This is a genomic window from Shewanella gelidimarina, from assembly GCF_023283945.1.
GTDB classification, from domain to species: Bacteria; Pseudomonadota; Gammaproteobacteria; order Enterobacterales; family Shewanellaceae; genus Shewanella; species Shewanella gelidimarina.
Genome location: NZ_JAKIKW010000003.1, coordinates 191,381 through 217,159, shown reverse-complemented (window position 1 = coordinate 217,159; position 25,779 = coordinate 191,381). Strand labels below are relative to the sequence as shown.

Below are 25,779 nucleotides of genomic sequence, written 5' to 3'. Positions count from 1 at the left end.
ATTTTTCTGTACTAAGAAATGTCTCCAGTAAGCTGTCGACCCTATAAACGAGTGACCCATAACAGATCAGTCCTACTTCTCTGCTGCACCTAGCACCTACTAGCACCTAGCCTAAATACTCAAGCTAATAGCCTATAAAATAATACTTTTATCTATAGCCACATCCAATTCCAGCACTTTAAGTTGACGTCGCAATATCCATATTAAGAATAAAACCACATAGTAACAATTACTTAACTAGGAAGGTTGCCGAAAGGTAAAGCATTTCCCCTTTAGCTAAAGTATTAACTCAATTGACGTGGGCTAAGCGTTAAATTAATCATTTAAAAGGGATATTTGCTATGTTGGCGACTCCAACGGATACCGTTTCTAAGGCAGCTGTAAGCTCAACGCTCTCGATGGCGACGACTATTGCAACGGGCAAAAACAGCGCGACTGTCGCGTCGCAGCCGACCGCGATTATCGCCAATACCGCTATCAGCGATGGCCCTACAGAGCACGCTGCCACCAGTGAAACATTACCTTTTAAGCCGATAGCCGTCGCCAGCCAGCTTCAAAGCACCCACCTGCAACCCCTTAAGATGATGGTTAATCTGCTTATGGAAGCCATAGTCGTCGTCGACGAACACGGCACCATTCAACTTATCAACGAACATGCTCTCGACCTATTGATTGGCGAAGATCTCAGTAGTGAACAGCTAAATACTAATCAATCGATGACAACACCAACATTGATTGGCCAGCAGTGGCAAAACTATTTATTAGAGCCACAAAAAACCCTTTACCAAAAAATGATTATCGAATCACGTACCGGTAGCCGCCCACTAAACCACGCACCAGCAGAGACCACGCTGCGGTTACCAAACGATGTCAGCAAAGATGTCGAGGTGTCGATAACACATTTTGCATTAAGCACGCCCCTGTTTGCCATTGTGATTAGAGATCTGACTAAGTATCGCGCCGAATATAAGCAGCTACACCAATGGGCATCCACCGACTGTTTAACCAAGCTAGCCAATCGCCGTGTGTTTGATTCTGAAATACAAAGCCACTGGAAAACCTGTGTCGATAAAGGTCGCCCGGTGAGTGTTTTGATTATCGATATTGACCACTTTAAATCTTTTAACGATAAATACGGCCATATATTAGGTGACTACTGTTTACAGAAAATAGCCAGAGCGATTGAAGCCTCATTACCGAATTTAGATTGCACCGCTGCCCGCTATGGTGGCGAAGAGTTTGCCATTATTCTGCCCAATAGCAATGCTAGGCAGGTAGCGCAAACCGCACGACTGATTCAAAAGAACATTAACGACTTAAGCTACATGGATATCGGTCTTGATGCGTCGGTTTCGGTCAGTGTGAGCCAAGGACACGCTAGCGAAATTAATGGACAATTCAGAACCAGCACTGCATTGCTATGCGCCGCAGACACCGCGCTTTATCGCGCCAAAGCCGACGGACGTAACCGAATTAATGCTTGTGTGTAATGCTAACTAACGAGGCTAACAGCTAAGCCGAGAACGCCCTATATTGATCAGGAGTTAAGATGCGATATGACCCTAACAAGTATCAGATACTGCAGCTGCCGAGCCCATTATTACTGTTTTGGGCCATCAATCCCGTATTGGCAATTAACGAATTAGTATTAGGTCAACGGCTTCCCGAGGTCATGCTCATTGAAAAACACAGTAAGCAGCCATTATCAGCCAGACAAGTTGTTCCCTGCCCACATTGCCATGCGATGAACCCAGGCATGTTATGGAGTAATGGCAATGCATTCGGCCATTGGTTTGGCTATGTTTGCCCAGAATGCAGTGGCGTTATCCCCTGTTTATGGAATTTCACCAGTTTATTGCTACTGACACTGAGTGCACCATTGTGGTGGTTGATGAAGCAACCGCTTAAGAAACGCTGGCTCGCAAGAAGCTATCAAAAAGTAACCGCAATGAAAGCCAACCCTCCTACACCTAATAAAAATCACTGTTCCATAAAAATCGGACAAACTTTTGCGGTTACGATATTTCTGCTGATGCTGTTGATACCGACCAACGAGCCAAGTTGGAGCTTGCAGCAAGCGGGTATAAGTCTGCTGCTAAGCAGCTTTTTAGGGGTTATGTTTGCACAGCTGATGGCGTTAATCATGTCGCGATCAAAAAAGCGCTATTGATATTAGCGCTTTAATGAGTAAGTGGTTTTAGGCGGGAGTGATTAATCCTTAATAGTGACCTTTTCGATAATGATTTGCTCTTTAGGCACGTCGTCATGACCTGCTTGAGAAACCGTTTTAGCTCGACCTATTTTAGTGACCACATCCATTCCCGCCGTTACCTTACCAAACACAGCATAACCCCAGCCTGCATTAGTCGTCGCGGTATAATCAAGAAATGCATTGTCGCCTAAATTAATAAAAAACTGACCAGTAGCAGAGTGCGGTGCATCAGTACGTGCCATCGCAAGCGTACCTCTGAGGTTTTTAAGGCCTCGATTGGCTTCATTGACAATAGCAGCACGGGTTGGCTTTTCTTCCATTTCAGCAGTAAAACCACCGCCTTGTGCCATAAAGCCTTTAATCACCCGATGAAAAATGGTGCCTTGGTAAAAACCATCTTCACAATATTTGAGGAAGTTTTTAGCGCTAACGGGGGCTTTGTCGAAATCGAGCTCTATCTCAATATCGCCAAAGTTAGTGGTAAAAATAATCATATCAACTCGCAAGCCGCAAAAAAGAGCGCATAGTATACCTTGTGTTGCTAGCCTCTATCTCGATTTTGCACTTCTTTAAAGCAAAAGTGCACATCGCTCTCACGGGGTTAACGCGCGACATTAACCACCGCCTCACTAGCTTGGTTTTTATATCGCTGAAACATCTCTTCAAGCGACTCAATCGGTTGATTAAAGCCTTTGCTATTAAGAAACTCTGCGTTATACAGCTTGGACGAAGAACGCTCTGCTAAGTCACAATAAAAAGTCACAATCGTATTGCCCTTGCCCATTTTCGCCGCGGCATAGAGTGCCCCTGCAACATTCAGCGCTGCACTGCTGCCGAGCACAATGCCGTCCTCACGCTGAACGTGACGTGCGATAGCAATAAGGTCGAGATCGGGCAAGGTGATCGCTTTATCGACTTTAGCCTGCTTAAAGTTCTCAACAAGGCGCATGATCCCTATCCCTTCGGTAAACGAACTTCCGCTTGATACATACTCACCTGATTTCAGGTAGGCGTATATGCCCGAACCGCCGGGATCGACCAACCATGTTTGCAACGCGGGGTTTTGTTCTGATAAATAACGAGAATTGCCCGCAATCGTGCCGCCGGTGCCCGCCACCGACACTAGCGCATCGATGTTGCCATTGGTTTGTTGCCAGATCTCTGGCCCAGTGTGCTGATAGTGCGCTTTGCTGTTGCTGGTATTTTCAAATTGATCGGCCCACCAATAATCATCATTAGCCTCCGCCAGACGCCTAGCCGTATGGTAAAAATGATCGGGGTTGGCAAATGGGCAAGCATCAACCAACATGAGTTTGGCACCGTATAGAGTGATCATCTGCTCTTTTTCTAATGCTTGGCCCCGTGGCATCACCGCCAGCATGTTGAACCCCAGCGCTTTAGCCACCAGCGCCAAACCAATACCGGTGTTGCCCGCTGTACCTTCAACAATCGTCATGCCCGGCTTGAGCTTGCCATTTTCAATGGCATCGGTAACCAACTGCAGTGCAGCACGATCTTTAATCGAACCACCAGGATTTTGTTGCTCACATTTAATTAAAATTTCACAGCCACTCAGCGTGGATAAGCTGTCGATCCGCAGCAGATCGGTATGACCTATAAGCTGAGTGATATTGCTCGATAATGAGGGATATTTCATAGATTGCCTTATCTGTAGCAGTAATAATAAAGACTAGGCCCAACCGCTATTAAGCAAGTTGCGACAACAAGTATCGCAATAGAGCGGTGATGGCCAATGGTGATAGCGGGCAAACAATTAATAATACGACTTTATCTACAGTAGCACAGGATGAAAGTACAATTTGTCTGTAATTATATGACCCAGCCTAGACCGCCGAGTACACTGCGGACTCTCATCATCTTCAACGTTTGATATGTCAACTATTGAGCCAAGCCTCAATACACGGACTAAAGCTAAAGTTTGTTGTATTCAGCCTCAAATGAGTGAACTTTTCTCCTTTGCGTCCTCAGCCTAAAAACTACGGCAGAAAACATCATAACGAACAAAATAAGATGCTTACAATATCATTTGAGTGTAATGAAAGACGCTCACCCTTTGTATCTCACACGTTAATGTTTCGCACTAACGACTCAATATACTCAGCCATTAACATCTTCTTTGCCGAAATAATAAAGTCGCTGGCAAGATCAATCGTCAAACCCCAACCAAAAACATCAACATTAAGGCTTACATTAAAGCGAATTTACATTACAAATTGTTTCATTTGTAATAAAGTTGCAACCACTACTAATTGCATTCCGGTTTGTTAACTATATTAGCAAAACCAAAGGATTATTTATGATGTTGGGTTCAACAAAATTGCTGCCGCTGGTTATCGTCGCTACACTTGGGTTATCCGCTTGTGGTGGTGGAGGTTCTGACACAACAGCTTGGGTGCAAGGTCAGTTTGCTAATGACTCTAGTTTAGTTAACCAATGCAGTGCCAATCAAACCGGTAGCGCTGAGACTGAAAAGCTTTGGTTACGTTCATGGAGTAATGATACCTACCTTTGGTACAACGAGATTGTCGATCTCAGCCCAGCGCCATACACAGTTGCTGAGTATTTTGATCTTTTGGTCACCGACGAGCTATCAGATTCCGGCAATAAAAAAGATAACTTCCACTTCTCAATGTCAACCGACGAGTGGGAGAAGCTGAATCAGTCTGGTGCCTCTGTTGGATACGGTATGAGTTTCAAGCTCACTAACGGTTCCCAAAGCGGTGCCCGTAACGTGACCATCACATACAATGAGCCCAGCTCTCCCGCCAGCGATGCTAACCTGAATCGCGGCGCGGTTATTGTGGAAGTTGATGGCGTGAACGTAAAAGATGCCAGTGATAGTGCCAGTATCGACATCATCAATGCAGGCCTATTTCCAAACCAAAATGGTAAGCAAACGACATTTACGGTGCGCGATCTTGGCGCTGCAGCCGATCGAACGGTAACATTAACAGCACAAACGATAGTCTCGACCCCGGTGCAAAATACTAAAACCATTCAAACCACTAGCGGTAAAGTGGGTTATCTGCAGTTTAATTCTCATATTGCCACCGCTGAACGTGGATTATTTGATGCCGTGACCACATTGAGCCAAGCAGGTATTAACGATCTGGTCATCGATCTTAGGTATAACGGCGGGGGATTACTCGCGATGGCAAGCCAACTCGGCTACATGATTGCCGGTAGAGACGCCACCGCCAACCGCACCTTTGAAGAAACCAGCTTCAATGACAAATATCCAAATAGCAACCCAGTGACCAATCAGGCTTTATCGCCGATGCCCTTTATAGACGAAACACTGGGCTTTAATACTGCTTTACTCACTGGCGGTACCACGCTTCCAACACTCGATCTTAAACGAGTGTATGTGCTTACGACCTCAGGCACTTGTTCTGCCAGTGAAGCGTTAATGAACGGCTTACGCGGTGTCGATATAGAAGTCATTCAATTAGGCGGAACAACCTGCGGCAAACCCTACGGTTTTTATCCAACACCCAACTGCGACACCACCTACTTCACCATTCAGTTTAAAGGGGTGAATGACAAAGGTTTTGGTGAGTACTCTGACGGCTTTGTGCCTTCAACAAGCCCAACATTAGCCAGCCAAGTTCAAGGTTGTATGCTTGATGATGATTTAGGGCATGCATTGGGTGATACCGATGAACGTCTATTAAGTGCCGCGCTTTATTATCGAAATAACGAGCGCTGCCCAGCAGTTGCCGCCAGCGTTGCTCGCTCTCAAGCCGCCAATGAATTTATCGATGAAGGCTTTATGCTAAAAGATGAGCGTAACCAGTCGTTCTTGCAAAACAACCGTATCATTATCGATATGAAAGGAGCTTTATAATGCTACGGCGAGTGTTTGGCACCGTGCTTACAATGGGCGTGATCGGCCTAGGTGGCTGCAGTGCTTTTGCTGAAAATGACACTAAAGCGGTACCTGCCGTATTAGTATCATCGACTGCCAATAACACTCGCCTGCTCGAGCAAGCCATTGCCAGTTTACTCGAGGCTAACAAGATACAAATAGGCCAAACAGCATTTACTCAAAGCAGTTTGCTGGCCATTGAACGTGCGCCCCATAAAGACCCTAGTGGCCAATTAATTATGGGCAGAAACGATGAGATGCCACAAATGGTGCAGCTGATGATCCAAGCCGATGTTTGCTCCATTAAACTGCCAGACAGTGATGAAACAAGGGCTTTGCCCGAGCTAAAATGCCAAGCTGAATAGGTTATCCAATAACGAAAAAACGTCTTTTTAGACGTTTTTTTATTGCGTGCAAAAAAGAGTAGCGACAAATTACGTAATTGATTCAACCTTAAGTTTTCAGTCAATATCCGCATCACTTATGAGTATCAGCAATGGGCCGGCACTGGCTGGTTGACAATACCTCGAGAAGTTGAGACGTTGAGCCTGCCTTGTGCACCTCTGACAGCCATCACGGAAAGATAACGATGAACGAAGATAACCGCTACTTTTACGAACCCAGTAAAGGCCATGGACTGCCCCATGATCCATTAAATGCGATTATAGGTCCGCGGCCAATAGGTTGGATCTCATCACGAAACACTCAAGGACAGCGCAATCTTGCTCCCTACAGTTTTTTTAACTGCTTTAACTATCGCCCTCCGATTATTGGTTTCACCAGCATCGGCTGGAAAGACAGTGTCGCTAATATTGCTGAGACCAAAGAGTTCATCTGGAATTTAGCCACCAGAGAACTTGCAGAGAAAATGAATCAAAGTTCAGTCGCCCTACCCAATGAAGTGGATGAGTTTGAGTTTGCAGGGCTGACGCCCATTGAAGGAAACGTTGTTGCCGCGGACAGAGTGGCTGAAAGCCCCGTCAACTTCGAATGTAAGCTGACACAGCTGATCCAATTGCAAGATACCAACGGCGAGAAACTTGATACCTGGTTAGTATTAGGCGAAGTGGTCGCCGTACATATCGCCAAGCATTTGATTAGCGCTGACGGCGTTTATCAAACCGCCTTAGCTGAACCGATATTACGCGCAGGCGGCCCCACTGCTTACTACAGCATTACCGAAGAAAACCGCTTCGATTTGCAACGCCCTAAAGCGCCTTAATCTAACTGAATACCTTGTCAGCAAAACAACGTACCTCAGAGCTAACTAAGGTACGTTGCTTCATCTTTAAAATGAACCAAGCATTGCAAGAGAACCGTCATAAATAATACAAAAAGATATTCTGCTATAACTACCCAAGTCCTTATCACTTAACGCGTTTGTCTTTGAGCTATCCATCCCACAAAAGTAAACTGTAAGCTACTGAATCGAAAACATTCATTGATTACTCTTCTTCGATACGCTTCAACATCAGATAATTTTATTTTACCAAAGCATCGAATTAGCTGCCATGAGTGATAGAATCCCCCCTCTATTTTACTTAATTTGCATATGAAGGCAGTTCAATGAATCCGATTCTTGCTATCTTAAAAGAACACAATATCAGTGACGCACAAATCAGTGAGCTGTTCCAAACACTGACTGAAAATCCAATGATGGCGATGGCGACCGTTGGCCAGTTAGGTATTCCAGCAGAAAAGCTGCAACAGATGATGGGCTTAGTAATGCAAGCGCCAGGTCTAATTAAAGAAGCTGTCACCGAGCTTGGATTAGATTTTTCAAAAGTTGAAGCAGCAAAAGCTCAGTTACAACAGTAACAAAAAAGATTTTTGTGGGAAGAGAGTTAATCAACTCTCCTTCCCCACACCTCCAAACAAGTCACCGCCCTCGATATTTATCTTCAAAAGCTCACTGTTAATCTCCGTCACAATCCATTGTTCCCTAACAGCCATTAACAACCTATTAGACTTATCCTCTTGTTTGCAAACTTACTAGAACTGTTCCCTCGGTCACGATAATCAATAAAATTTTTGCGCTATACTTGCACCATAACATTTGGTCACTTTGCCAAATGATAAAGTATTGAACGCCTATCGGGTTACCCACGAAGGACATTGGTATGACAGAACAGGAACAACTGCGACTAACTGCTCGTGCAGCAGTGCTCAAAGCGCTGGCGCATCCAACACGTCTATGGCTGTTAGAACAATTACAGCAACAAGAGCATTGCGTTTGCGATCTCACCGATGGTGTTAACGCCGATATTTCAACGGTATCTAAACATTTATCGGTATTAAAACAGGCGGGAATTATCAGTAGCCGCCGCGATGGAAAAAAGATCTTTTATCGCCTTGAAACCCCTTGCCTATTAAAAATGTTTGGCTGTGTTGAGGCGGTATTGGAAAAGAATGCCAAAGCTCAAGCCGCATTGCTTAAGCCCTCTTAAACAGTACACACTTTGCTAAGTGTTAATCGCAATAATCTACGTACATTAATTAAAAATGGGACAACAATATGAAAATTGAAATATTAGGAAGTGGTTGTAAAAAGTGCACCAACTTAGCCGCCGATGTAGAGCAAGTTGCCAAGGGATTAGCGCTAGACTTTGAACTTGAAAAGGTCACCGATATGACAACCATTCTAGATTATGGTGTCATGTCGACACCCGCTATTGTCATTAATGGCGTGGTAATGAGCGCGGGGAATGTGCCTTCCCATGCTGAAATTGAGCTGTTATTAAATCAAGCTAACAACACTCAATAAGCGTCTGTCACTATTTATCTATAGCTCGTCATCGGTAAATAGTCATCAGTGAGCTAGCAAGAGAGCGCTAGTGACGGCTAACGACGATTGCTAACTTTCTCTAACCCCTTTAGCGAGGTAAACCAATGTTGATTTGGTTTTCAGTACTTGCCGATTGGCTGGTTTATGATTTATTAGGCTTATCCAGCCAAAACCAACTTGGCCAAGCGGTACATTTTTTTGTTGAAGACACCACCAAGATATTTGCCCTGCTGATCGTGATGATCTATGCCATTGGCTGGTTACGAGCGTCACTTAATGTTGAGCGAGTACGTGACTATTTATCAGGCAAACCCAAAGTGGTCGGTTATGGTTTAGGATCTGGATTTGGCGCAATTACCCCCTTTTGCTCTTGCTCTAGTATTCCGGTGTTTTTAGGCTTCACCTCCGCGGGCATCCCCATCGGTATTACCATGGCCTTTTTGCTCACCTCCCCTTTGATCAATGAAGTTGCGATTCTATTACTGTTCAGCTTATTAGGGTTAAAAGTCACCCTGTTATATGTCTTAACGGGCATAACCATAGGGATATTAGGTGGCGCGCTACTCGACTTATTAAAAGCCGAGCGCTGGTTACAACCCTTAGCCGCTAAAGCCTATGCTAGAGGCCAACTATCGACCGCAACAGCAATACCACCAGGCCAATCATCGACCCAAGCTGCTAGCACGATGGGCTGGCAACAGCGACATCAGTTTGCTAAGTCTGAAACGGTTGAGATATTTGGACGAGTATGGAAATGGGTCATTATCGGTGTAGGCATAGGCGCGGCGCTACATGGGTTTGTGCCTGCTGGCTGGTTAGAAGCCAATTTAGGTGATGGCCAATGGTGGTCTGTTCCTCTTGCAGTATTAATGGGGATCCCACTGTATGCCAATGCGACAGGCGTAATACCCGTATTAGAAAGCTTGTTGCTACAAGGCGTACCATTAGGAACGACACTGGCATTTTGCATGAGTACTGTTGCCGTTAGCTTCCCAGAATTCGTGATGTTAAAGCAAGTAATGCAATGGCGTTTATTGGCACTTTTATTTGTACTGCTACTGGTGTCATTTACCATTCTAGGTTGGGTGTTAAATCTGGTTTAACGGCTAGCTAGCAAGGTTATGGTTTACTTAACGTCGCCTTAGGCCCCAAAGATGATTTATCACATCATCTACAACCATTATCCCCTCTTTTCAAAGAGAGGGGGTTTTCTATTACTGACCGCCTTCAAAAGCGGCTAACCACGTTTTGAGCAATTGATTTAATTCTGGTTTTTCCGTATCAGATAGTTGTTGAACCAACTTATGCTGCACACGGACGTGAGCTTCAATAGCATCATCAATGGTGGCAAAGCCTTTTTCGGTCAAACCAACAGAAACACTACGGCGATCTTCAGTGCTGTGCACCCGTTCAATAAACCCCTTAGATTCAAGCTTATCTAAACGATTTGTCATTGCGCCAGAGGTCAACATCATCGACGACAACAAGGCTGACGGGGTCAAGTTAAAAGGCTCACCCGCGCGGCGTAATGTCGCGAGTACATCAAATTCGCCCATCGTTAGCCCATAGTGCTTATGGCAAGCAGCAACTTCCGCTTCGATATGCTTTTGCAAACGCATAATACGTCCAAAAATTGCCATTGGTACCGTGTCTAAATGTGGTTTCTGTTCACCCCATTGTGCGACGACTTTATCGATATCCTCCATTTTCCACCTTACTCTATTTTCTAAGCGACTAAATACAGTCAAAATAAACTTAGCGTAAAGATACTTGATAAAAAGATACTTTACAAAAATATATTATGGCCCCACAATCAGCACTTATCTTTACGTGAAGATATATAATAACAAGGCAGTCTATGAATATTTTTCTCGCTATGATCCCCGCATTCTTTTGGGGTACAACCTACGCTATGACGCAGTTTACGCTGCCTGACTGGCCCCCTTTATTGCTCGGTGCCATTCGTGCTTTGCCAGCAGGACTGATCTTACTTGCCCTTAAGCCTAGCCTGCCCAAGAAAGCGGATTGGCCTGTACTGATTAAGTTAGGCACCATCAACATTGCCGCATTCTTTAGCTTGATTTTTATTATGGCACTCACATTACCCTCGGCAATTTCGGGCGTAGGCATGATTTCTGTGCCTGTTTTTGCCATGCTTTTTCATTGGGTGATCAGTAAAAAACGCCCTAATTCACTGCAGGCTGTATTTGGAGCGGTGTTAATCATCTTGGCTTGGAGGCTATTTGACCCCAGTGCTATCACGCTAAATCCGCTCGGATTACTGGCGATGTTTGCTGCTATTAGCTGCATTGTGGTCGGCAGCACCATTATTAAAGCACTCGGGACACGCATTCATTGGTGGACGGTATTAACTTGGCAGTTGATTATTGGTGGGGTGTTGCTGTTAGTTGCCGCGGCCATTCATGCACTGTTTTCCCCTGAACAATATGTCAGTGTCATACAGCAGTTTAGTATGACTAACGGCTTTGGATTGGGCTGGATAATTCTGCTCAATACCGTGCTGGGTTACATCATGTATGTGTGGTTATTACAGCGTATGACGGTCGTCGACTTTACCTTTGGCGGCATCGCCAATCCGGTAGCAGGCATTGTGAGTGGCATGGTCTTGTTAGGAGAATCATTTACGCCACAGCAGTATTTATTGATGGCCAGCATGATCCTAGCGTCTATCGCACCCACCTTAATCCAAATGCTCCGCCAACGTATTAGGGGCAGCTGAAAACCTTGATTATTAAATATAAGTGGCAATAACAACAAATATCAACGGTAGCGTTAAAGCTACCGTTGATGCCACCATTAATAACGACCTTGTCATTAAAAACAGTACCTTGCGTTCAAACCCCTCCACTTGCAACAAAGAGAGCTAGCGCTATTGCTTGAAGATAAAGCTAGTTTATCGGTCTAAATCCAGCGTAATTCACTTTTACGCTCCGGGTTGCACTCTCTATTCCGCTATCTGGAGCCACCTTACTCAATAAAGGTTGTGCCTCAGCACCACCACCGCAGCCACACCCACCGCCATTACTGCTGCAGCAACCGTCTTTTTTTAGATGGTTAAGCGAGGCTCTGCCCTCTGATGCGTTAAGCAGTCTAAGACTTACATCGCTACAGCTTGTTAATAGCTGCTCGATGCCTAAGCTGTTATCGCCTTGACTCACGCTTATTCCAGCATCGAGTAATTTGCCCAGCATGCGTTCGCCAATATTTTGCACCATTACAATATCGGCTTTTTGCTCTTTGATAAGATTCAGCATTGCTTTTTTTGCACTACAACCACCGGCGAGTGCAGGGTTGTCAAAACTCGTCACTAGATGATGATATTCATTAAAAAAGCCAATACGTTGTGCTTTAGTAAAGTGGCCTGCGAGTCGACCTCGACTCATTGGCATTGCAATAATCATAAAACTTCCTTATTGGGTGTTGGCCGATTGGGGTAGCACCAGCGCATGACCTTGAGTGATAGCCGTTGCCACCTTTTGCCGTGCACTCGCGAGTAAATAACCAAATGTTTGCCGTGAGATCCCCATCGATGCCGCGGCGTCGAGTTGGCTCATCTTCTTCACGTCACCCAAACTCAACGCCTCAAACTCATCAGCGTCGAGCTGAATTTTTTCCAGTTCGACGGACGGAACGCCATTAGGTTTAAACAGGCTATAGGGGGCGCAACAGGATAAGTGTCGACATTTTTTGGGTCTGGACATAAATCAGCCTAATCAACGGATATAGATGAAACAGCCATTCTTCATCGCTGCTCTAGTTATTGGCCTACGCCAATAACTATATGGTATTGCAATCACCCATCAACAAACTGTGGCTTAGTTCACACTGGTCAATATTCGCACTCGCTTAACCTTATCGGAGAATATGCATTTATCAATACGCGATTGCTCGCGATAAAACAGGTTAATAAACGCTTCAGATATTGGACTAAGGTTAGGTGAGTATTCACAGCCTGAGTTCTAGCGATAAGTTAGCGGCGAGTGACATCAGTTTTGCGATCGACTAAACAGTTGAACCCTTTGATAGGCGGTAAAATACTCACAGCGAAACAAACCGCTTTGATGTTTAAAACAATCTTCACACATTGCGACATGGCACTATTAGTCTCTACGCTATACAAACTGGCCATTACGCTCTCAGCAAAAAAAATCATCGACTTACCGCGCTCGAATCTGGAGTTCATGTGATATCAAAATTACCCAAATGGGTCGAATATGGCGCCTTTATTCTTGCGCTGACTGCAGGTTGTATCAATGCGATTGGGTTGATGGGGTTTGAGCATCAAGCAGTATCTCATCTATCTGGCACCGCCACTTTAGTTGGCACCCAGTTACTGAACTCATCACCTAAAGTGTTGTTTCATCTTATTGGGCTCCTTGTCAGTTTTATGCTGGGGGCCACATTATCGGGTGCGCTGCTATCTGGAAGCTCAGTTAAACTCGGCCGCCATTACGATACCTTGCTTATTATCGAAGCCTCACTGCTTCTTTCTGCTATTTATTTTCTGCAAGGAGGGACCTATTTTGGCCACTATCTGGCGTCTGCGGCCTGTGGATTGCAAAATGCATTGGCGACAACTTATAGTGGCGCGATTGTCAGAACAACACATGTCACCGGGATATTTACAGATCTTGGGATCATGTTAGGAGGTTGGTTCAAAGGGGAAGTTTTTGATAAACGAAAAGCGGTACTGTTTTTACTTATCATCACAGGCTTTATCTGTGGCGGTACAATCGGCGCGGTGCTATTTCACCATTTTCAATTCTACGCGCTCAGTGTTCCCGCTGGGATCTGCATCATTTTAGCCATCAGCTATCGTCTATATAAAGTAAAAACAGCTATCATCACTATCAGGTAACAGTACAAACTCAGCCCATTATCGCGCTAGTTTTGATAAAAAATAACTGTTTATCAGTGATAAAGAATACCTATAAATCACTTATATTGGTGATTTAGGCCCCTAAAATTATCTCCCTAAGCATTACAGTAAAGATTCATCAGCAAACAAGCACGCTAGCACTATTCCCATTAGCAAAACTCATTATCTTTAGAGTCGAGAACCTCAACGGCACTATGCCAATTAATAGCAGAAAAAAATGGATCTATAATCAGAAAAACAAGCAACAAAGATACTTTAACCTCCATTGTTTTAAGATTATATTTATTAATAATAACCAACAACATCAATTATCCCCTCCAAATTTAAACAAAAAATAGCATATAGTTATAAGATAATATTAAAATGCAAATCCCTTTAAAACTTCCCTACCAACATAACTTATAGAAAACAACAAATATAATGCCGTTAATAAATCTTTTTTAAAAATATAAATAGCACAACTTAAATTAAATATATTATTTAATTTAAAGCATTCTAACAACAATAAACAATTAACTAATTTGGCTCAGAAAAACAAACCGTTACGACACACTCCAGTTGTAATTTTTAAGTTACCCCAGCTAAATCGCCACCAAAAATGAAACATTTACATTACAAATAAGAAGATTTTACTCTAGCGCAGAAAAACGTCACTCACTAAATTAGAACAAGCACTTACAACTGGATCGCTGATAAACACTACAGCTAAGTACCCACTAAGTAGTACTCCCAACTAGGTATTTGTTAGATTTTTCTTATTTTGTTAACAACTCACTTTTGTAAATTTATTGATCGCACTCACGTTGTTGTTAATAAAATGTGTAGCAACAACATCCCTCATGTTAATAATGCACCCGTTCTATATTAATAAGACTAGATGAGTTTAATTAATATAGAAAACAAATTAGACAAACCTATAGTACAAATAAAAATAAACATTTTAACGCATAAGATAAATCTAAATAAGTAAATAATCAAAAGTAAAATAACAAATATAGTTATTTAAAGGAGTTATGATGAGATTACAAAAGCTTGCTATCGCTGTAGCAGTAATGACTGCATTATCCGGTTGTAATAGTGATGACGATTCAGCTAAGACCTGTTCTGATGGTACCATTTTAGATACAAACACTAATACTTGTGTCACTGTTCCACCTGTCGTCGTACCGCCAGTCGTCGTACCACCAGTCGTAGTGCCACCAGTAGCGACTGATTTCTACAATAGCGACAACTGGAAAGAAACCTTCCCTGATCAGCATACTACTTGGCTAGAAACTGAAGAAACTAACCCAGTATCAGGCGCACCCACTGATATATTGGAAATAAATCCAAACCTAGTGAGTGCATGGGCGGGTTACGGTTTTGCTAAAGACTACAACCGCGCTCGTGGTCACCAATTTGCACTAACGGACATTATCAAAACTCTTCGTACTGGCGCCCCACTGGTAGGTCACGACGGCGTCGTTGTTGGTGAAGCGATGAAAGCAAGTTGCTGGTCTTGTAAATCTCCTGACGTAGCCCGTATGTATGACGAGGTTGGCGAAGGGAAATTTGCTGATAACGGCTGGTCTGTTTGGGGCAAAGAGATGACTAACGTCATTGGCTGCGCCGACTGTCATGAATTAGGCGAAAATACACTGCGCCTAAGCCGTCCATACACAGAACGTGCCATGGACAAAGTTGAGCTTACCTTTGCGGCTCAAGACCACACTGTTCAAGCTGGTCAAACTTGTGCTCAGTGCCACGTAGAATACTACTTCGACGGCGGCGATTCTAAGAAAGTACGTTACCCGTGGGATCATTGGGTGCCAGCTGTTGACACCGATTACGCAAATGTTACTGACTACGAAGGGACTGATAATCTTTATAAAGGTTACGCAGCAGAAGCTCAGCTAGCTTACTACGACAACATCGACTTTAAAGATTGGACTAATGCCATCTCTGGTGCACCGTCGCTAAAAGCGCAACACCCTGAGTTTGAAAACATGTCAGACCGCGTTAAACACAAAGGACCAAACCATTTAGAGTTTAGCTGTAATACCTGCCATATGCCTAAATCGACTAACTCTGAAGGCCAAGAGTACTCAAACCATAAAGTCACATTTGACGCAGACAAGCTACCCGCAAATTGTACTGCTTGTCATAATGCCGACTATTTAGATATAGACACGATCATTACTGATCGTAAAGCTGAAATCGACAAATTGCGTTTTGAAGCAAACGGTACCGACCCTCGTCTAACCGAAGTACATTTCAAAGCACAAGCAATTTGGGCTGCAAATGGCATTGAAGGTCTAGACGCTGGCAAAACTATTGGCGAAGCTAAAGCGGCCTATGAAGGCGCACTTGCTGCAGGAAACGAACTGGCTACTGAGATGAACAGCTTATTGGGTCAAGTGCGTAACGCACAATGGTTCTGGGACAGTGCAACCGCATCTCACGGCATAGCTGCGCATAACCCAGAAGAAGCTAAACGCTTGCTTACTAAAGCTAATGCTATTCTAGATACGGCTATCATTGAAGCTGATACCTTGCTCACTAAGTACGCACCAGAGTATACGTACGACGCTACTCAGTACGATACTAAAGCAAAAGTACAACCTCTTGCTGGTCTTAATTTAGAAGCAATGAAAACAGCTAAAGACAAGTTCGTTGAAGAACGTGTTAAAAAAGAATGGCCTGCTGAGCTACGTTAATCACGAATGTAGTTAAGTAACCTATTGTCTTCGACCTGAAATGCCAGTCCTCCCACCGACTGGCATTTTTTTATCTCTGCTATTTATGATTATTTTTCCATTAAGAACCGAAGGTCAATAATCACCGCCGCATTAGCGAACTATGTTGAGCTCACCTTTCCTATCGCCATCATCACATCGATACCCAAATGAATGAACAGTCGTTAAGTAACTCATAAATTAAGAAATACTTAACACATCATTAAAAACAGTAAACTATTCTTACCTTCCGATTGGTTTTAACATTCACTGTCGAATCTTTATTGTTACTTGTGGTTACTTGAATATATCCCACCTATTCCTGTTCTCCATTTAATCAATAAACAGGAAATTAACGTAAATGAAATCAATAGCTTTAAGGCTAGCGCCAATAAGTTTACTTATATCAGTGGCGCTTGTATCTTCATCTTTTGCCTATGCTCAAGATAAAGATCTGGATCCACGTAGTGAGCAGTATGCTAAGAAATTTCCAAAACAGTACCAAAGCTGGAAAAAAACCACTGATTACAGTGACAAACCAGATGAAGTAGCTGAAGACCCAAATCTTGCAATCTTATGGGCAGGTTATGCCTTTTCACGAGATTATACCCGCGCCCGAGGTCATCAGTACGCCGTTACCGATCTCAGAGAAACGCTCAGAACCGGTACTCCTGATGCAGACCATCCAGACATGATGCCAATGGCATGTTGGAGCTGTAAGGGACCCGATGTACCAAGAATGATCACTGAGCAGGGAGAAGATGGATTCTTCGAAGGTAAGTGGAGTAAAGGTGGCCCTGAGGTCGTCAATACTATCGGTTGCCAAGATTGCCACGAACCCGGTTCGTCAAAGCTACGTATGGCTAGACCTTTTGCAGAGCGAGCCATGGAAAGCATTGGCTTAACCTGGGAAACCGCTGGACGAAAAGATAAACAAGCCATGGTCTGTGGACAATGTCATGTCGAATACTACTTCGAAGGCAAAAACAAAAGCGCTAAATTCCCTTGGGATAACGGCGTAAAAACGGACCAAGTTGAAGCCTACTTTGACTCAATAGAGTTTACTGATTGGACGCATCAACTTTCGAAAACACCAATGCTCAAGGCACAGCACCCTGACTACGAGACTTGGAGTCAAGGGATACATGGTCAAAACAACGTTACCTGTATTGATTGCCATATGCCAAAAGTGGTCAATAAAGAAGGACGTAAATATACCGATCATAGAGTAGGTAATCCATTCGATCGTTTCGAACAGACCTGCGCAAGTTGTCATGATCAAACTAAAGCGCAGTTACAAGATATTGTTGCTCAGCGAAAGGCTAAGATTGATGAGCTGAAGATGCATGCTGAGACACAATTAGTACATGCTCATTATGAAACTGCAGCAGCTCTTGCGGCGGGCGCAACTGATGAAGAGGTTCACTCGATTCAGCAAGATATACGTCACGCACAATGGCGCTGGGATCACGCTACCGCTTCACACGGTATCGCTATGCATAACCCTGATGAAGCACTCAGAGTGTTAGGCACTGCTATCGACAGAGCGGCTAACGCCCGTATTAAGCTTGCCAGATTATTGAGTCGCAAAGGGGTTAAGCAACCTGTCGCTATTCCTGACATCTCAACTAAGGCAAAAGCACAAGCGGCTATTGGCTTAAACATGGACAAGCTAAACGCCGAAAAGGCCCATTTTATTGAGACAGTACTGCCTCAGTGGGATGAAAAAGCTAAATTACGCGAAGCAATATACGACAAAGAGTAACGTTTTAACGTATCTCGCTCACACGGAAGTGAGCAACTCTATTTTTCAATGACACTCCCCCACGATAACCCCCTCTAAAGACCCAGAAAAACGGCTATCCACAGTAGCAATCCCTGAACAACCTAATGCTCCCATTCTCCTGTTTATTCATCATTATCGACAACGGTGGAATCTCTACTGACATCACGCTGTCAGTAGCCCTGCTTTATTCTTGCTGTGTCGCTGAGCCAAGACCTTCATCTCGAATGCTCACTCAGCTCATACAAGGAGTTAATCATGTTACCTAAAGCAGCCTTAGTTTGGGGCGAGATCCCCGTTACAGATATGGACAGAGCCGTCGCATTTTACACTCAGCATTTCGGCGTCAGTTTCAGACGTGAAGTGATGAATGATATGGAGATGGCCGTGCTAGAAACAGAAGATAAAGACGCCGCCAGCATCGGGTTAGTGAAACATGAGATGATGCAGCCGTCAGCCCATGGTAGTGTGCTTTATCTTCATCTGAGTCAACAGCTCACGGGACTCGTGGATAAAATAGCCCAATCTGGGGTAAAAGTGTTGCTGCCAGTGATGCCAATAAAAGACGGTGAGTGCGGATTCATTGCGCTATTTCAAGACTGTGAAGGCAATACTGTTGGCCTTTGGTCCCAGCAAAAATAAAACGAAGTTGCGGGCTTAGGCACTGCGCTTGAAATCCATATTCAACGGAGAGAACATGAGTAATATCACCAAGGATGTCGCTTCACCTGAGCGGGTAACGCAAGCAGCAGTCGAACTTGTTGGCTTAATCACAAGGACAAGTAATCTTGCCGAACAGCATGTTAGCACTCAAAAAATAGGCCCTCTTTGGCAGCGTTACTTTACTGAGCGGATGCAAACACACTGCAATACTCAGCTAATGTATGGTGTCTATTACGATTATCAATCGGATATGGAGGGTGAGTTTTCAGTGCTAGCTGGAACCACTGCTACGCAAGATCAGATTTGTGATCTTACGTTAATTGCAGGCGAGTACCTTAAGTTTAGTGCGCAAGGGGAGATGCCCCAATGTGTGGTCAACCTCTGGGGCGAAGTATGGCGCTATTTCGCCTCCGAAAAATGTGAATATCAACGCTGTTACCTCACTGATTATGAAATGTATTTAGATAACAATGGGGTGGAGATCTATATCGGCATAAAGCCCTGAGACTAACCCTACTTTGCCAAACTAAAAATAAGAGCCAAGTTTACTCTAAGATTGAATTTGGCTCTGTTGTTTGTCAGCATGATTAAGCACATATTGAATGGAGTTGGTATAACATGCGCCGCGCCGATAGATTATTTCAGTTAGTTCAGATCCTACGTCATCGCCGCTTAACCACGGCCAAAGAGCTGGCCGAAAGGCTAGAGGTATCAACTCGAACCGTTTACCGTGATGTACAAGACCTCTGCTTAAATGGTATTCCAATAGAGGGTGAAGCTGGCGTAGGTTATCTTCTGCGGCAAGAGGTGAATGTACCGCCATTGATGTTTAATGAAGCTGAACTTGAGGCGATTCAGGTTGGCATGCGTATGGTGCAAGCTTGGGGTGGCAAAGAGCTGGCCAGCGCCGCTAAACAAGCAATGATAAAAGTCGAAGCGGTATTGCCTGCACGACTACAAGAATACCAATCTTTGATGTTTGCACCTGACTTTTACATCGATACCGATGAGCTTAAGTTTCTCGATCAGCTACGAAAAGCATCTCGATTAAGAGAGTATTTATTGATGGATTACCGCGATGCCAAAGAGGACATAAGTCAAAGAGAGGTGCGCCCGCTGGCCATCTATTTCTGGAAAGGCACTTGGACTCTGCTGGCATGGTGTGAGCTGCGAAATGACTTTCGCAATTTCAGAGTCGACAGAATTATAAATCTGGCAGGGTTAGCGCAACACTTTGCCATATCACCAGGTCAAGAGATGCAAGATTACATCGCATTGATGGAAGCTGAGCATGGCTAGTGCCACAATAAATATACTGCTGGAAGCTTTGTATGATGCGTGCTGCTGTAGATAACTGCATCGATAACAAGAAAAGCATCTGCGCATAGTTAGAAAAGATATTTTCCACAAACCCATCTCCCAAAGCCACAACAAACTTCATTCCCACTGGATAAAGAGCGACAGCAGCAAACAGTCGAATCAGCAATAATACAAAACCTTACTGACACCCTCCCTTTTCCCCACGCCCATTAGTGTTAATAACATCGATGCTGCATTGATTTAACTTCTGATTTTTATGAAGAATACTATCAGAAGAGTAACCCGTGAATTACTTGGCTATATTCATTATTCGAACTTATTGCCATTACCTGTATCACGATATCAATGCGCAGCTGGCTATGACTCAAAGTGGATTTCAGACACATTAAATAAAGGAATATAGTATGAATACGCCTCCAACAAGGAATGTAAGCACATTAATGGCTACGCTACTTTTGTGTATATTGGGTAACGGTATAACCCAGGCTGCGACATCTGAAGAGCGATATAAAGACAGTGAATTAGTGGTGCGGGCTAAAACGGCAACAAGTACTCCTCCCACCACCACGTATAATTGCAGAGCTAAGGCTAGCTGGTTTACATCGCCGAGCTTACCCTCAGAGGTCGCGCAAAGTAATGGCCCAGGCGACAGCTCATTTTGCGATTTCTATCAGTTTTCTTGGCAAACATTTGCCTACTTAATGGCACAATCTAAAAACGATCCAAGTGTGATCAACTTTCAAGATAATACCCAGTTTAATCAGCTTGAGTTAAATGCCGATGGCACTCCAGCCAACTCTTGTGACGATATACATGACTCCCAAGTCCTGTTTATTCGCACCGCCAAACATGAAGAGAATGACACCGACATTGTCATTCCAGAGATGATTGGCCAAGCCGGAGGCGGCGCGACCATTTACGATCAAAATGGCAATGTGGTCTATTACGATGTGCGTTTTAGTAAAAACATGTGTGAAGTGAAAAAAATCCAACAGAAACAGAACTTCCCCGGTGGAACCACTGAATTGAAAACCGCCTGGAAGGTGCTTACTGACAGTGACGACCCAAGTCAGTACGTGACGATGGATGCCAATATTACTCCTGTCGTGTCAGAGCAAAGCGACAGCAAGCTCACCAAACTGGGCATGATAGGGTTTCATATTGCAGTGGCGACACCAAACCACCCTGAGTTTGTTTGGGCTACTTTTGAGCATAAGGTCAATGCACCAGATTGTACTCTGCCCGATGCCACTAAAGGCTGGTCTTTTGCTAGCCAAGCTTGTGCTACAGGACTTAAGAATAATGAAGCCATGTGCCAGTTTAATAACCCTAAAAAACAGAACACCATTACAGGCACACCTACTGAAATCTGCCGGATGTACCCTTATGGATCCTCTAAAGGTGATCTCAAGTTTGATGACAACACTGGTTCTATTAAGACATTAAATGCCAATGTACAGCCCCATTTAACCGGCAATTTTAACGTGCTGAAAAACTACTTTAATGTCGGTGCATTATGGGTAAGTGATATTCAACAAGGATCATACACAACACCTACTGGTGGCCAAGCCATCACTCAAATAAGCAACCAAAGAGGTTCATTAAGACTTGCTAATGCGGTGGCTGAAACTGAATATCAAAATATTAATACTACTGCGATAAACCTTAATGGAGACTCATCACCTTCAGCCGGGTTCGTCTCCAACTGCTTCGGTTGTCATAACTTTCAAGGTAAAGAAAGCGGTATCAGCAATACCACATCCAATAGCTTAAGCCACATTTTTGATGACATTGCAGTAGGCTCGAACCAATGCCTAGATGTGCAAGCGGCTAATATCATTAATAGCGACACTCAAGCGAGTGTGGACTGTCCAGCCACCTGTACCAAATCTTCAGAGTTACTGAAATGGAATGGCCAATGGAGCAATCAGAATGCCACGACAAAGGTGCAATTAGGCAAAACAGTTTGCGGTTGTTGTAATAAATAACCGTTGGGCCGATATCAGCAGCTCGCAATTGATCATTTATGTATTGATATTTTATTCATCATATAAAAGGAAATTGATATGAAACTACCAACACAATCGCAACCCATTGAACGTACAACTTACAATTCTCACAGTGCAGGAGTTGGCGCCAATGCCTCTTTTGCTGAGATAAAAACAGCAAAACCAGCACCTGTCAGCGCTAAAAAAAACGCACCCAGCTTACTCGGTAAGGCTTAAGGTTGATGACAGTAATAGCCCCGTATATACGCTATTACTGTTGCCATGCTGCAGCACTGTTAGAAAACAGTAATAGTAACGGCCAGCAGGGTTGGACGATCCACCTCTGAGTCACTAATGATTAGATCACATGACATAGTAAAGGAAGATTATTCATGAAAACACATACTCACGATCATGCTTGTACACACTGTGGCTGTAATGACCCGTTTGGTAAGAGCTTACTCAATGCAATAGTAGTAGAGACTGATATTAATGTTGAGGTTTCTCTACAAACGCTGCCACTGCCCAATCAGGCTGATAAAAACAGCAGTAAACCACTCATTATTAGCGGCGGTACCATACGCCCAGTCACACAAGGTGATGCGGATAAAATCGTTGAAGCAATAGGGGCGATCGGCGGTAATATTATCGCGGTGGGCACACTCCAACATGTAAAAACAGCAGTTGAACTTGCGGTCAACCAAAAGAAACAACAGATTGATAAAACCCAGAGTCAACAGGTACAGCAAGAAAGGATAAACGAACTAACGATTACTCACCAAAAACTAACCTCTGACCAAACTCTGCTCCCTGGATTAATTGACCCCCATGTTCATACTTGCGGTGATGCACTGATAAGCAAATTCACCTCCTTTTCTGGCATAGACAATCAGATGATGAGGCCTGATTACGACTTAGCATATATCAAGGACACGCTCACTGAAGCAATTGCCAAGTACAAAGACAAAGAAATAACAAATAACACTTGGGTTTTGGGAAAGGATATCGATCCCTCATTCATGCCTTTTGATGGAGACTTATTAACCACTCTCGATCTAGCCACCTTAGATGGCCTAAACGGGGCAACTAAGGAAGACCCAAAGTACCCACTCGCCATTCTCAGTGCTTCAGCCCATACATTGTATATCAACACTAGAGCCTCAGAAGCGACCTGGGACTTTTGGGCCGAATATGCCAAAGAAGAACAATCAGCGGGTGAGAAGACCCCACTTCTATTATGGTTAGAGAAAACTAGGCCTACGACGTATCAAAGTTTTAAAAACGAATTGGGCGATAAAAGCAAAGCCGCAAAAATGGCGTTTATTGACAAATATAATGGCCAACTGCAAGAAATGGAGCAAATACTGTGGGCTTTGTGTGCCATTCCAGATGATCAACTAGCGCTATATATAAATCAAAAAAGCGTAATAGAGTCCCTAGATGCACTGCTAACCAACGCGCTGAAAAAAGGGATGACCTTTTTATATGATGCTGCATTGACCAACGAGCAAATAAGATTTTTGCAAAAATATGAAACGGCTTTACCGCCAGTGCGTATTGGTGGAGCGCTAGAATATGCTGATTTAAACGGTATACAGCAAGCCATTGACTGCCCGAAGACATCCGAGTATCAATATACTTTTACCGGTAATATCAAGTTAGTAGCTGACGGCTCCAATCAAGGCTTAACCGGCTACCAATATCAATCTTACGATTGCTACCCCCCAACCCCCGCAGATGCGTATATAAAAAATTCGAAGGGAATATTTAACTTCAACATGAAGATGGATACCTTTCCAGCCGAAAATACCAATAACCTCTCCTTTCCAGTGATGGTAAATACCGCCATTAACCTCAAAGGCTGGCCACTGATGATCCATGCCAATGGTGATAATGCCATCGACAATACCATTGAAGTTTATAAAACGGCATATAACACCGCCATTGATATCGGTTACACGCCACTAGACTGGGCCAATATGAGGCATAGAATTGAACATTGCTCACTGCTTGATATCTACAGAATTGAAGACATGAAGACACTTTCGCTGCATCCCAGTTTTTTAATCGGTCATGTCGGTTATTGGGGTCATGCATTTGAACAAATCATTTTTAAAGAGCAAGCAAGAAAAAGTCTCGATTTGTGTCAATCATCAATCAAATCAGGTGCCAAAATCACCCTCCACAGTGACTTCCCTGTATCACCAATTGGCACCCTGCGCTTGATGGAGCAGTCGATGACTCGGATAACAGAGGCTAGTCCAGCGATAAAAAACTACACCAAAAGCTTCATAGAAAATAACGAGGTAGGCCCAATAAGCAGCCCTGTTAGAGACCTAAATACATTAAATGCAGCAGAACGCCTAACTGGCTCACAGGCATTAGCCGCCGCGACGTACAACGCCGCATGGCAATGTCATGCCGACGCATGGGTGGGGTCACTCGAAATCGGAAAATTTGCCGACTTTGTCATCCTCAAAATCGATCCGGTGACAATGAAAGATCCATTCTTAAGAATGCGTCATACCGATAACGTACTTGAGACATGGATCGGCGGCGAAAAGGTGTATTCACTCAAGACTAATAAGATAAAAGACGATGATAAATCTGATGTGGGTATAAATGTAGAGGTCGATGTGGAAATTAATAGCCCTGTGTGTTCAAGCTAAGTAGCGCCAGAGCTAGCTAACAGTACACTTGCAGATCTCCGGATAAACTTGAAAGATGAGTTTATATCGGAGGTCATTTCCCCCCGCTCTCACTCCCTGAGTCAATCAATCTAAAAAAACGCTATTCGCTAGCTATTAACAATCTTAAACAGACAAACCACTCTGTCACCCTCAAAAAGTATCTGCACTATCGTTAACGAAGTATCAAGCGGATTGCTAAATCCGCTATTAGCCTAGATCGGACAACATACCTTTTGTGTTGGTATAACGACAGTAAACAGTCAATATTTGGTAGCCTAAAATGCCCTTGGACTTAAAACTCAATTGGAGCAAGAACCACAACACACACCATTGTCACCATGTTTTGCATTTTCAGCTTTTACGGCAGCATTAGTCGTTTCAACTTTTGCCGCTTTTTCGACTGTCTTGGTAGGTGTTAGTACAGAAGCCTGACTCTCTGATTTATTCAACCCAAATATTTTTTTGAATGATACTGACATATAAACTCCATAACTCGCTAAAGGTGTATTTTTAACGCATGTTATAATTCCCGAGTAATTTAGTCAACTATTAATCACTCTCTTTGGCGTGATTTACAATGAGAGTTTGTCGTCGCTAACCAGTCGCAAAACTGAATCGGTATAAGGATCCGTTTTGGCTTTCATCGCAGATAAGCAAAGCCATAGCATCAATCGCAGCCAAATAGCCCATCATCAACAAGGGATTTTCTTTCGTTTTGACGTGAATGACACTATCTTCTACCCAGCGATGGGATGGGACATAAAAAAACCCCAGTACTCTTGACGAGAAACTGAGGTTTATTAGTGAGTAACGCACTCTAATGCAGACAGTTCCG

27 protein-coding genes are annotated in these 25,779 nt (G+C 43.7%); 20 read left to right on the top strand and 7 right to left on the bottom strand.

Annotated features, from left to right (window positions below; genetic code table 11):
• Positions 1 to 341 precede the first annotated feature (341 nt).
• The gene (locus tag L2729_RS04435) at positions 342 to 1,490 is read left to right on the top strand and encodes a sensor domain-containing diguanylate cyclase (protein WP_248987160.1); all 1,149 of its coding nucleotides are present in this window, start codon (positions 342 to 344) and stop codon (positions 1,488 to 1,490) included.
• Positions 1,491 to 1,549: 59 nt separating this feature from the next.
• Positions 1,550 to 2,170: a hypothetical protein gene (locus tag L2729_RS04430; protein ID WP_248987159.1), complete on the top strand. Its 621-nt coding sequence runs from the start codon at positions 1,550 to 1,552 to the stop codon at positions 2,168 to 2,170.
• A gap of 41 nt (positions 2,171 to 2,211) precedes the next feature.
• Here L2729_RS04430 and L2729_RS04425 read toward each other — a convergent pair whose 3' ends face one another.
• On the bottom strand, positions 2,212 to 2,706 hold the full coding sequence (locus tag L2729_RS04425; RefSeq protein WP_101093514.1) for a peptidylprolyl isomerase: 495 nt from the start codon (positions 2,704 to 2,706) through the stop codon (positions 2,212 to 2,214).
• A 107-nt stretch (positions 2,707 to 2,813) separates the two neighbouring features.
• Positions 2,814 to 3,869 (bottom strand): cysteine synthase A, encoded by a 1,056-nt coding sequence (locus L2729_RS04420; RefSeq protein ID WP_248987158.1) that lies wholly within the window; start codon positions 3,867 to 3,869, stop codon positions 2,814 to 2,816.
• A gap of 660 nt (positions 3,870 to 4,529) precedes the next feature.
• Here L2729_RS04420 and L2729_RS04415 point away from each other — a divergent pair.
• From L2729_RS04415 to L2729_RS04385, 7 genes are all read left to right on the top strand, one after another.
• Positions 4,530 to 6,080, top strand: coding sequence for a S41 family peptidase (locus L2729_RS04415; RefSeq protein ID WP_248987157.1), 1,551 nt, complete (start codon positions 4,530 to 4,532; stop codon positions 6,078 to 6,080).
• Positions 6,080 to 6,466 carry a hypothetical protein gene (locus L2729_RS04410; RefSeq protein ID WP_248987156.1) on the top strand — a complete coding sequence of 129 codons (387 nt, stop codon included), beginning with the start codon at positions 6,080 to 6,082 and terminating at the stop codon, positions 6,464 to 6,466. Before L2729_RS04415 ends, L2729_RS04410 begins: the two co-directional genes overlap by 1 nt.
• A gap of 224 nt (positions 6,467 to 6,690) precedes the next feature.
• Entirely contained in the window at positions 6,691 to 7,323 is a 633-nt protein-coding gene (locus L2729_RS04405; protein ID WP_248987155.1) for a flavin reductase family protein, read from the top strand.
• Positions 7,324 to 7,667: 344 nt separating this feature from the next.
• Positions 7,668 to 7,919 (top strand): DUF2999 family protein, encoded by a 252-nt coding sequence (locus tag L2729_RS04400; protein ID WP_101093510.1) that lies wholly within the window; start codon positions 7,668 to 7,670, stop codon positions 7,917 to 7,919.
• 302 nt (positions 7,920 to 8,221) lie between these two features.
• Entirely contained in the window at positions 8,222 to 8,548 is a 327-nt protein-coding gene (locus L2729_RS04395; protein WP_102039089.1) for an ArsR/SmtB family transcription factor, read from the top strand.
• Positions 8,549 to 8,616: 68 nt separating this feature from the next.
• Positions 8,617 to 8,865 carry a thioredoxin family protein gene (locus L2729_RS04390; RefSeq protein WP_101093508.1) on the top strand — a complete coding sequence of 83 codons (249 nt, stop codon included), beginning with the start codon at positions 8,617 to 8,619 and terminating at the stop codon, positions 8,863 to 8,865.
• A gap of 125 nt (positions 8,866 to 8,990) precedes the next feature.
• On the top strand, positions 8,991 to 9,989 hold the full coding sequence (locus L2729_RS04385; protein WP_248987154.1) for a permease: 999 nt from the start codon (positions 8,991 to 8,993) through the stop codon (positions 9,987 to 9,989).
• A gap of 111 nt (positions 9,990 to 10,100) precedes the next feature.
• Here L2729_RS04385 and L2729_RS04380 read toward each other — a convergent pair whose 3' ends face one another.
• Positions 10,101 to 10,592: a MarR family winged helix-turn-helix transcriptional regulator gene (locus L2729_RS04380; protein ID WP_248987153.1), complete on the bottom strand. Its 492-nt coding sequence runs from the start codon at positions 10,590 to 10,592 to the stop codon at positions 10,101 to 10,103.
• 152 nt (positions 10,593 to 10,744) lie between these two features.
• On the opposite strand from L2729_RS04380, the gene L2729_RS04375 reads away from it, so the two are divergent.
• Entirely contained in the window at positions 10,745 to 11,626 is an 882-nt protein-coding gene (locus L2729_RS04375) for a DMT family transporter (protein WP_248987152.1), read from the top strand.
• A gap of 169 nt (positions 11,627 to 11,795) precedes the next feature.
• Here the strand turns inward: L2729_RS04375 and L2729_RS04370 are convergent, their stop codons facing one another.
• The 3 genes from L2729_RS04370 to L2729_RS04360 form a co-directional block, all read right to left on the bottom strand.
• A complete protein-coding gene (locus L2729_RS04370) occupies positions 11,796 to 12,308 on the bottom strand; it encodes a NifB/NifX family molybdenum-iron cluster-binding protein (protein WP_248987151.1) in 513 nt (170 codons plus the stop codon).
• Between the two features lie 9 nt (positions 12,309 to 12,317).
• Positions 12,318 to 12,608, bottom strand: coding sequence for a DUF134 domain-containing protein (locus L2729_RS04365; protein ID WP_248987150.1), 291 nt, complete (start codon positions 12,606 to 12,608; stop codon positions 12,318 to 12,320).
• A gap of 269 nt (positions 12,609 to 12,877) precedes the next feature.
• The gene (locus tag L2729_RS04360) at positions 12,878 to 13,090 is read right to left on the bottom strand and encodes a hypothetical protein (protein ID WP_248987149.1); all 213 of its coding nucleotides are present in this window, start codon (positions 13,088 to 13,090) and stop codon (positions 12,878 to 12,880) included.
• Here L2729_RS04360 and L2729_RS04355 point away from each other — a divergent pair, their 5' ends adjacent.
• From L2729_RS04355 to L2729_RS04315, 9 genes are all read left to right on the top strand, one after another.
• Complete coding sequence (locus tag L2729_RS04355) at positions 13,091 to 13,765, top strand: YoaK family protein (protein ID WP_248987148.1); 675 nt, start codon at positions 13,091 to 13,093, stop codon at positions 13,763 to 13,765. It begins immediately after the preceding gene.
• A 1,037-nt stretch (positions 13,766 to 14,802) separates the two neighbouring features.
• Positions 14,803 to 16,482 (top strand): ammonia-forming cytochrome c nitrite reductase subunit c552, encoded by a 1,680-nt coding sequence (locus L2729_RS04350; RefSeq protein WP_248987147.1) that lies wholly within the window; start codon positions 14,803 to 14,805, stop codon positions 16,480 to 16,482.
• Between the two features lie 379 nt (positions 16,483 to 16,861).
• On the top strand, positions 16,862 to 18,265 hold the full coding sequence (nrfA, locus tag L2729_RS04345) for an ammonia-forming nitrite reductase cytochrome c552 subunit (protein WP_248987146.1): 1,404 nt from the start codon (positions 16,862 to 16,864) through the stop codon (positions 18,263 to 18,265).
• A 276-nt stretch (positions 18,266 to 18,541) separates the two neighbouring features.
• A complete protein-coding gene (locus L2729_RS04340) occupies positions 18,542 to 18,925 on the top strand; it encodes a VOC family protein (RefSeq protein ID WP_248987145.1) in 384 nt (127 codons plus the stop codon).
• A gap of 55 nt (positions 18,926 to 18,980) precedes the next feature.
• Positions 18,981 to 19,451: a GyrI-like domain-containing protein gene (locus tag L2729_RS04335; protein ID WP_248987144.1), complete on the top strand. Its 471-nt coding sequence runs from the start codon at positions 18,981 to 18,983 to the stop codon at positions 19,449 to 19,451.
• 113 nt (positions 19,452 to 19,564) lie between these two features.
• Complete coding sequence (locus L2729_RS04330; protein ID WP_248987143.1) at positions 19,565 to 20,245, top strand: helix-turn-helix transcriptional regulator; 681 nt, start codon at positions 19,565 to 19,567, stop codon at positions 20,243 to 20,245.
• Positions 20,246 to 20,670: 425 nt separating this feature from the next.
• Complete coding sequence (locus L2729_RS04325; protein ID WP_248987142.1) at positions 20,671 to 22,254, top strand: mannan-binding protein; 1,584 nt, start codon at positions 20,671 to 20,673, stop codon at positions 22,252 to 22,254.
• Positions 22,255 to 22,332: 78 nt separating this feature from the next.
• Complete coding sequence (locus L2729_RS04320) at positions 22,333 to 22,491, top strand: hypothetical protein (protein WP_248987141.1); 159 nt, start codon at positions 22,333 to 22,335, stop codon at positions 22,489 to 22,491.
• 155 nt (positions 22,492 to 22,646) lie between these two features.
• A complete protein-coding gene (locus L2729_RS04315; RefSeq protein WP_248987140.1) occupies positions 22,647 to 24,923 on the top strand; it encodes an amidohydrolase family protein in 2,277 nt (758 codons plus the stop codon).
• A gap of 320 nt (positions 24,924 to 25,243) precedes the next feature.
• On the opposite strand, the gene L2729_RS04310 is transcribed toward L2729_RS04315, so the two are convergent.
• On the bottom strand, positions 25,244 to 25,423 hold the full coding sequence (locus L2729_RS04310; protein ID WP_248987139.1) for a CCGSCS motif protein: 180 nt from the start codon (positions 25,421 to 25,423) through the stop codon (positions 25,244 to 25,246).
• 154 nt (positions 25,424 to 25,577) lie between these two features.
• Between L2729_RS04310 and L2729_RS04305 the strand changes: the two genes are divergently transcribed.
• The gene (locus L2729_RS04305) at positions 25,578 to 25,727 is read left to right on the top strand and encodes a hypothetical protein (RefSeq protein WP_248987138.1); all 150 of its coding nucleotides are present in this window, start codon (positions 25,578 to 25,580) and stop codon (positions 25,725 to 25,727) included.
• Positions 25,728 to 25,779 lie beyond the last annotated feature (52 nt).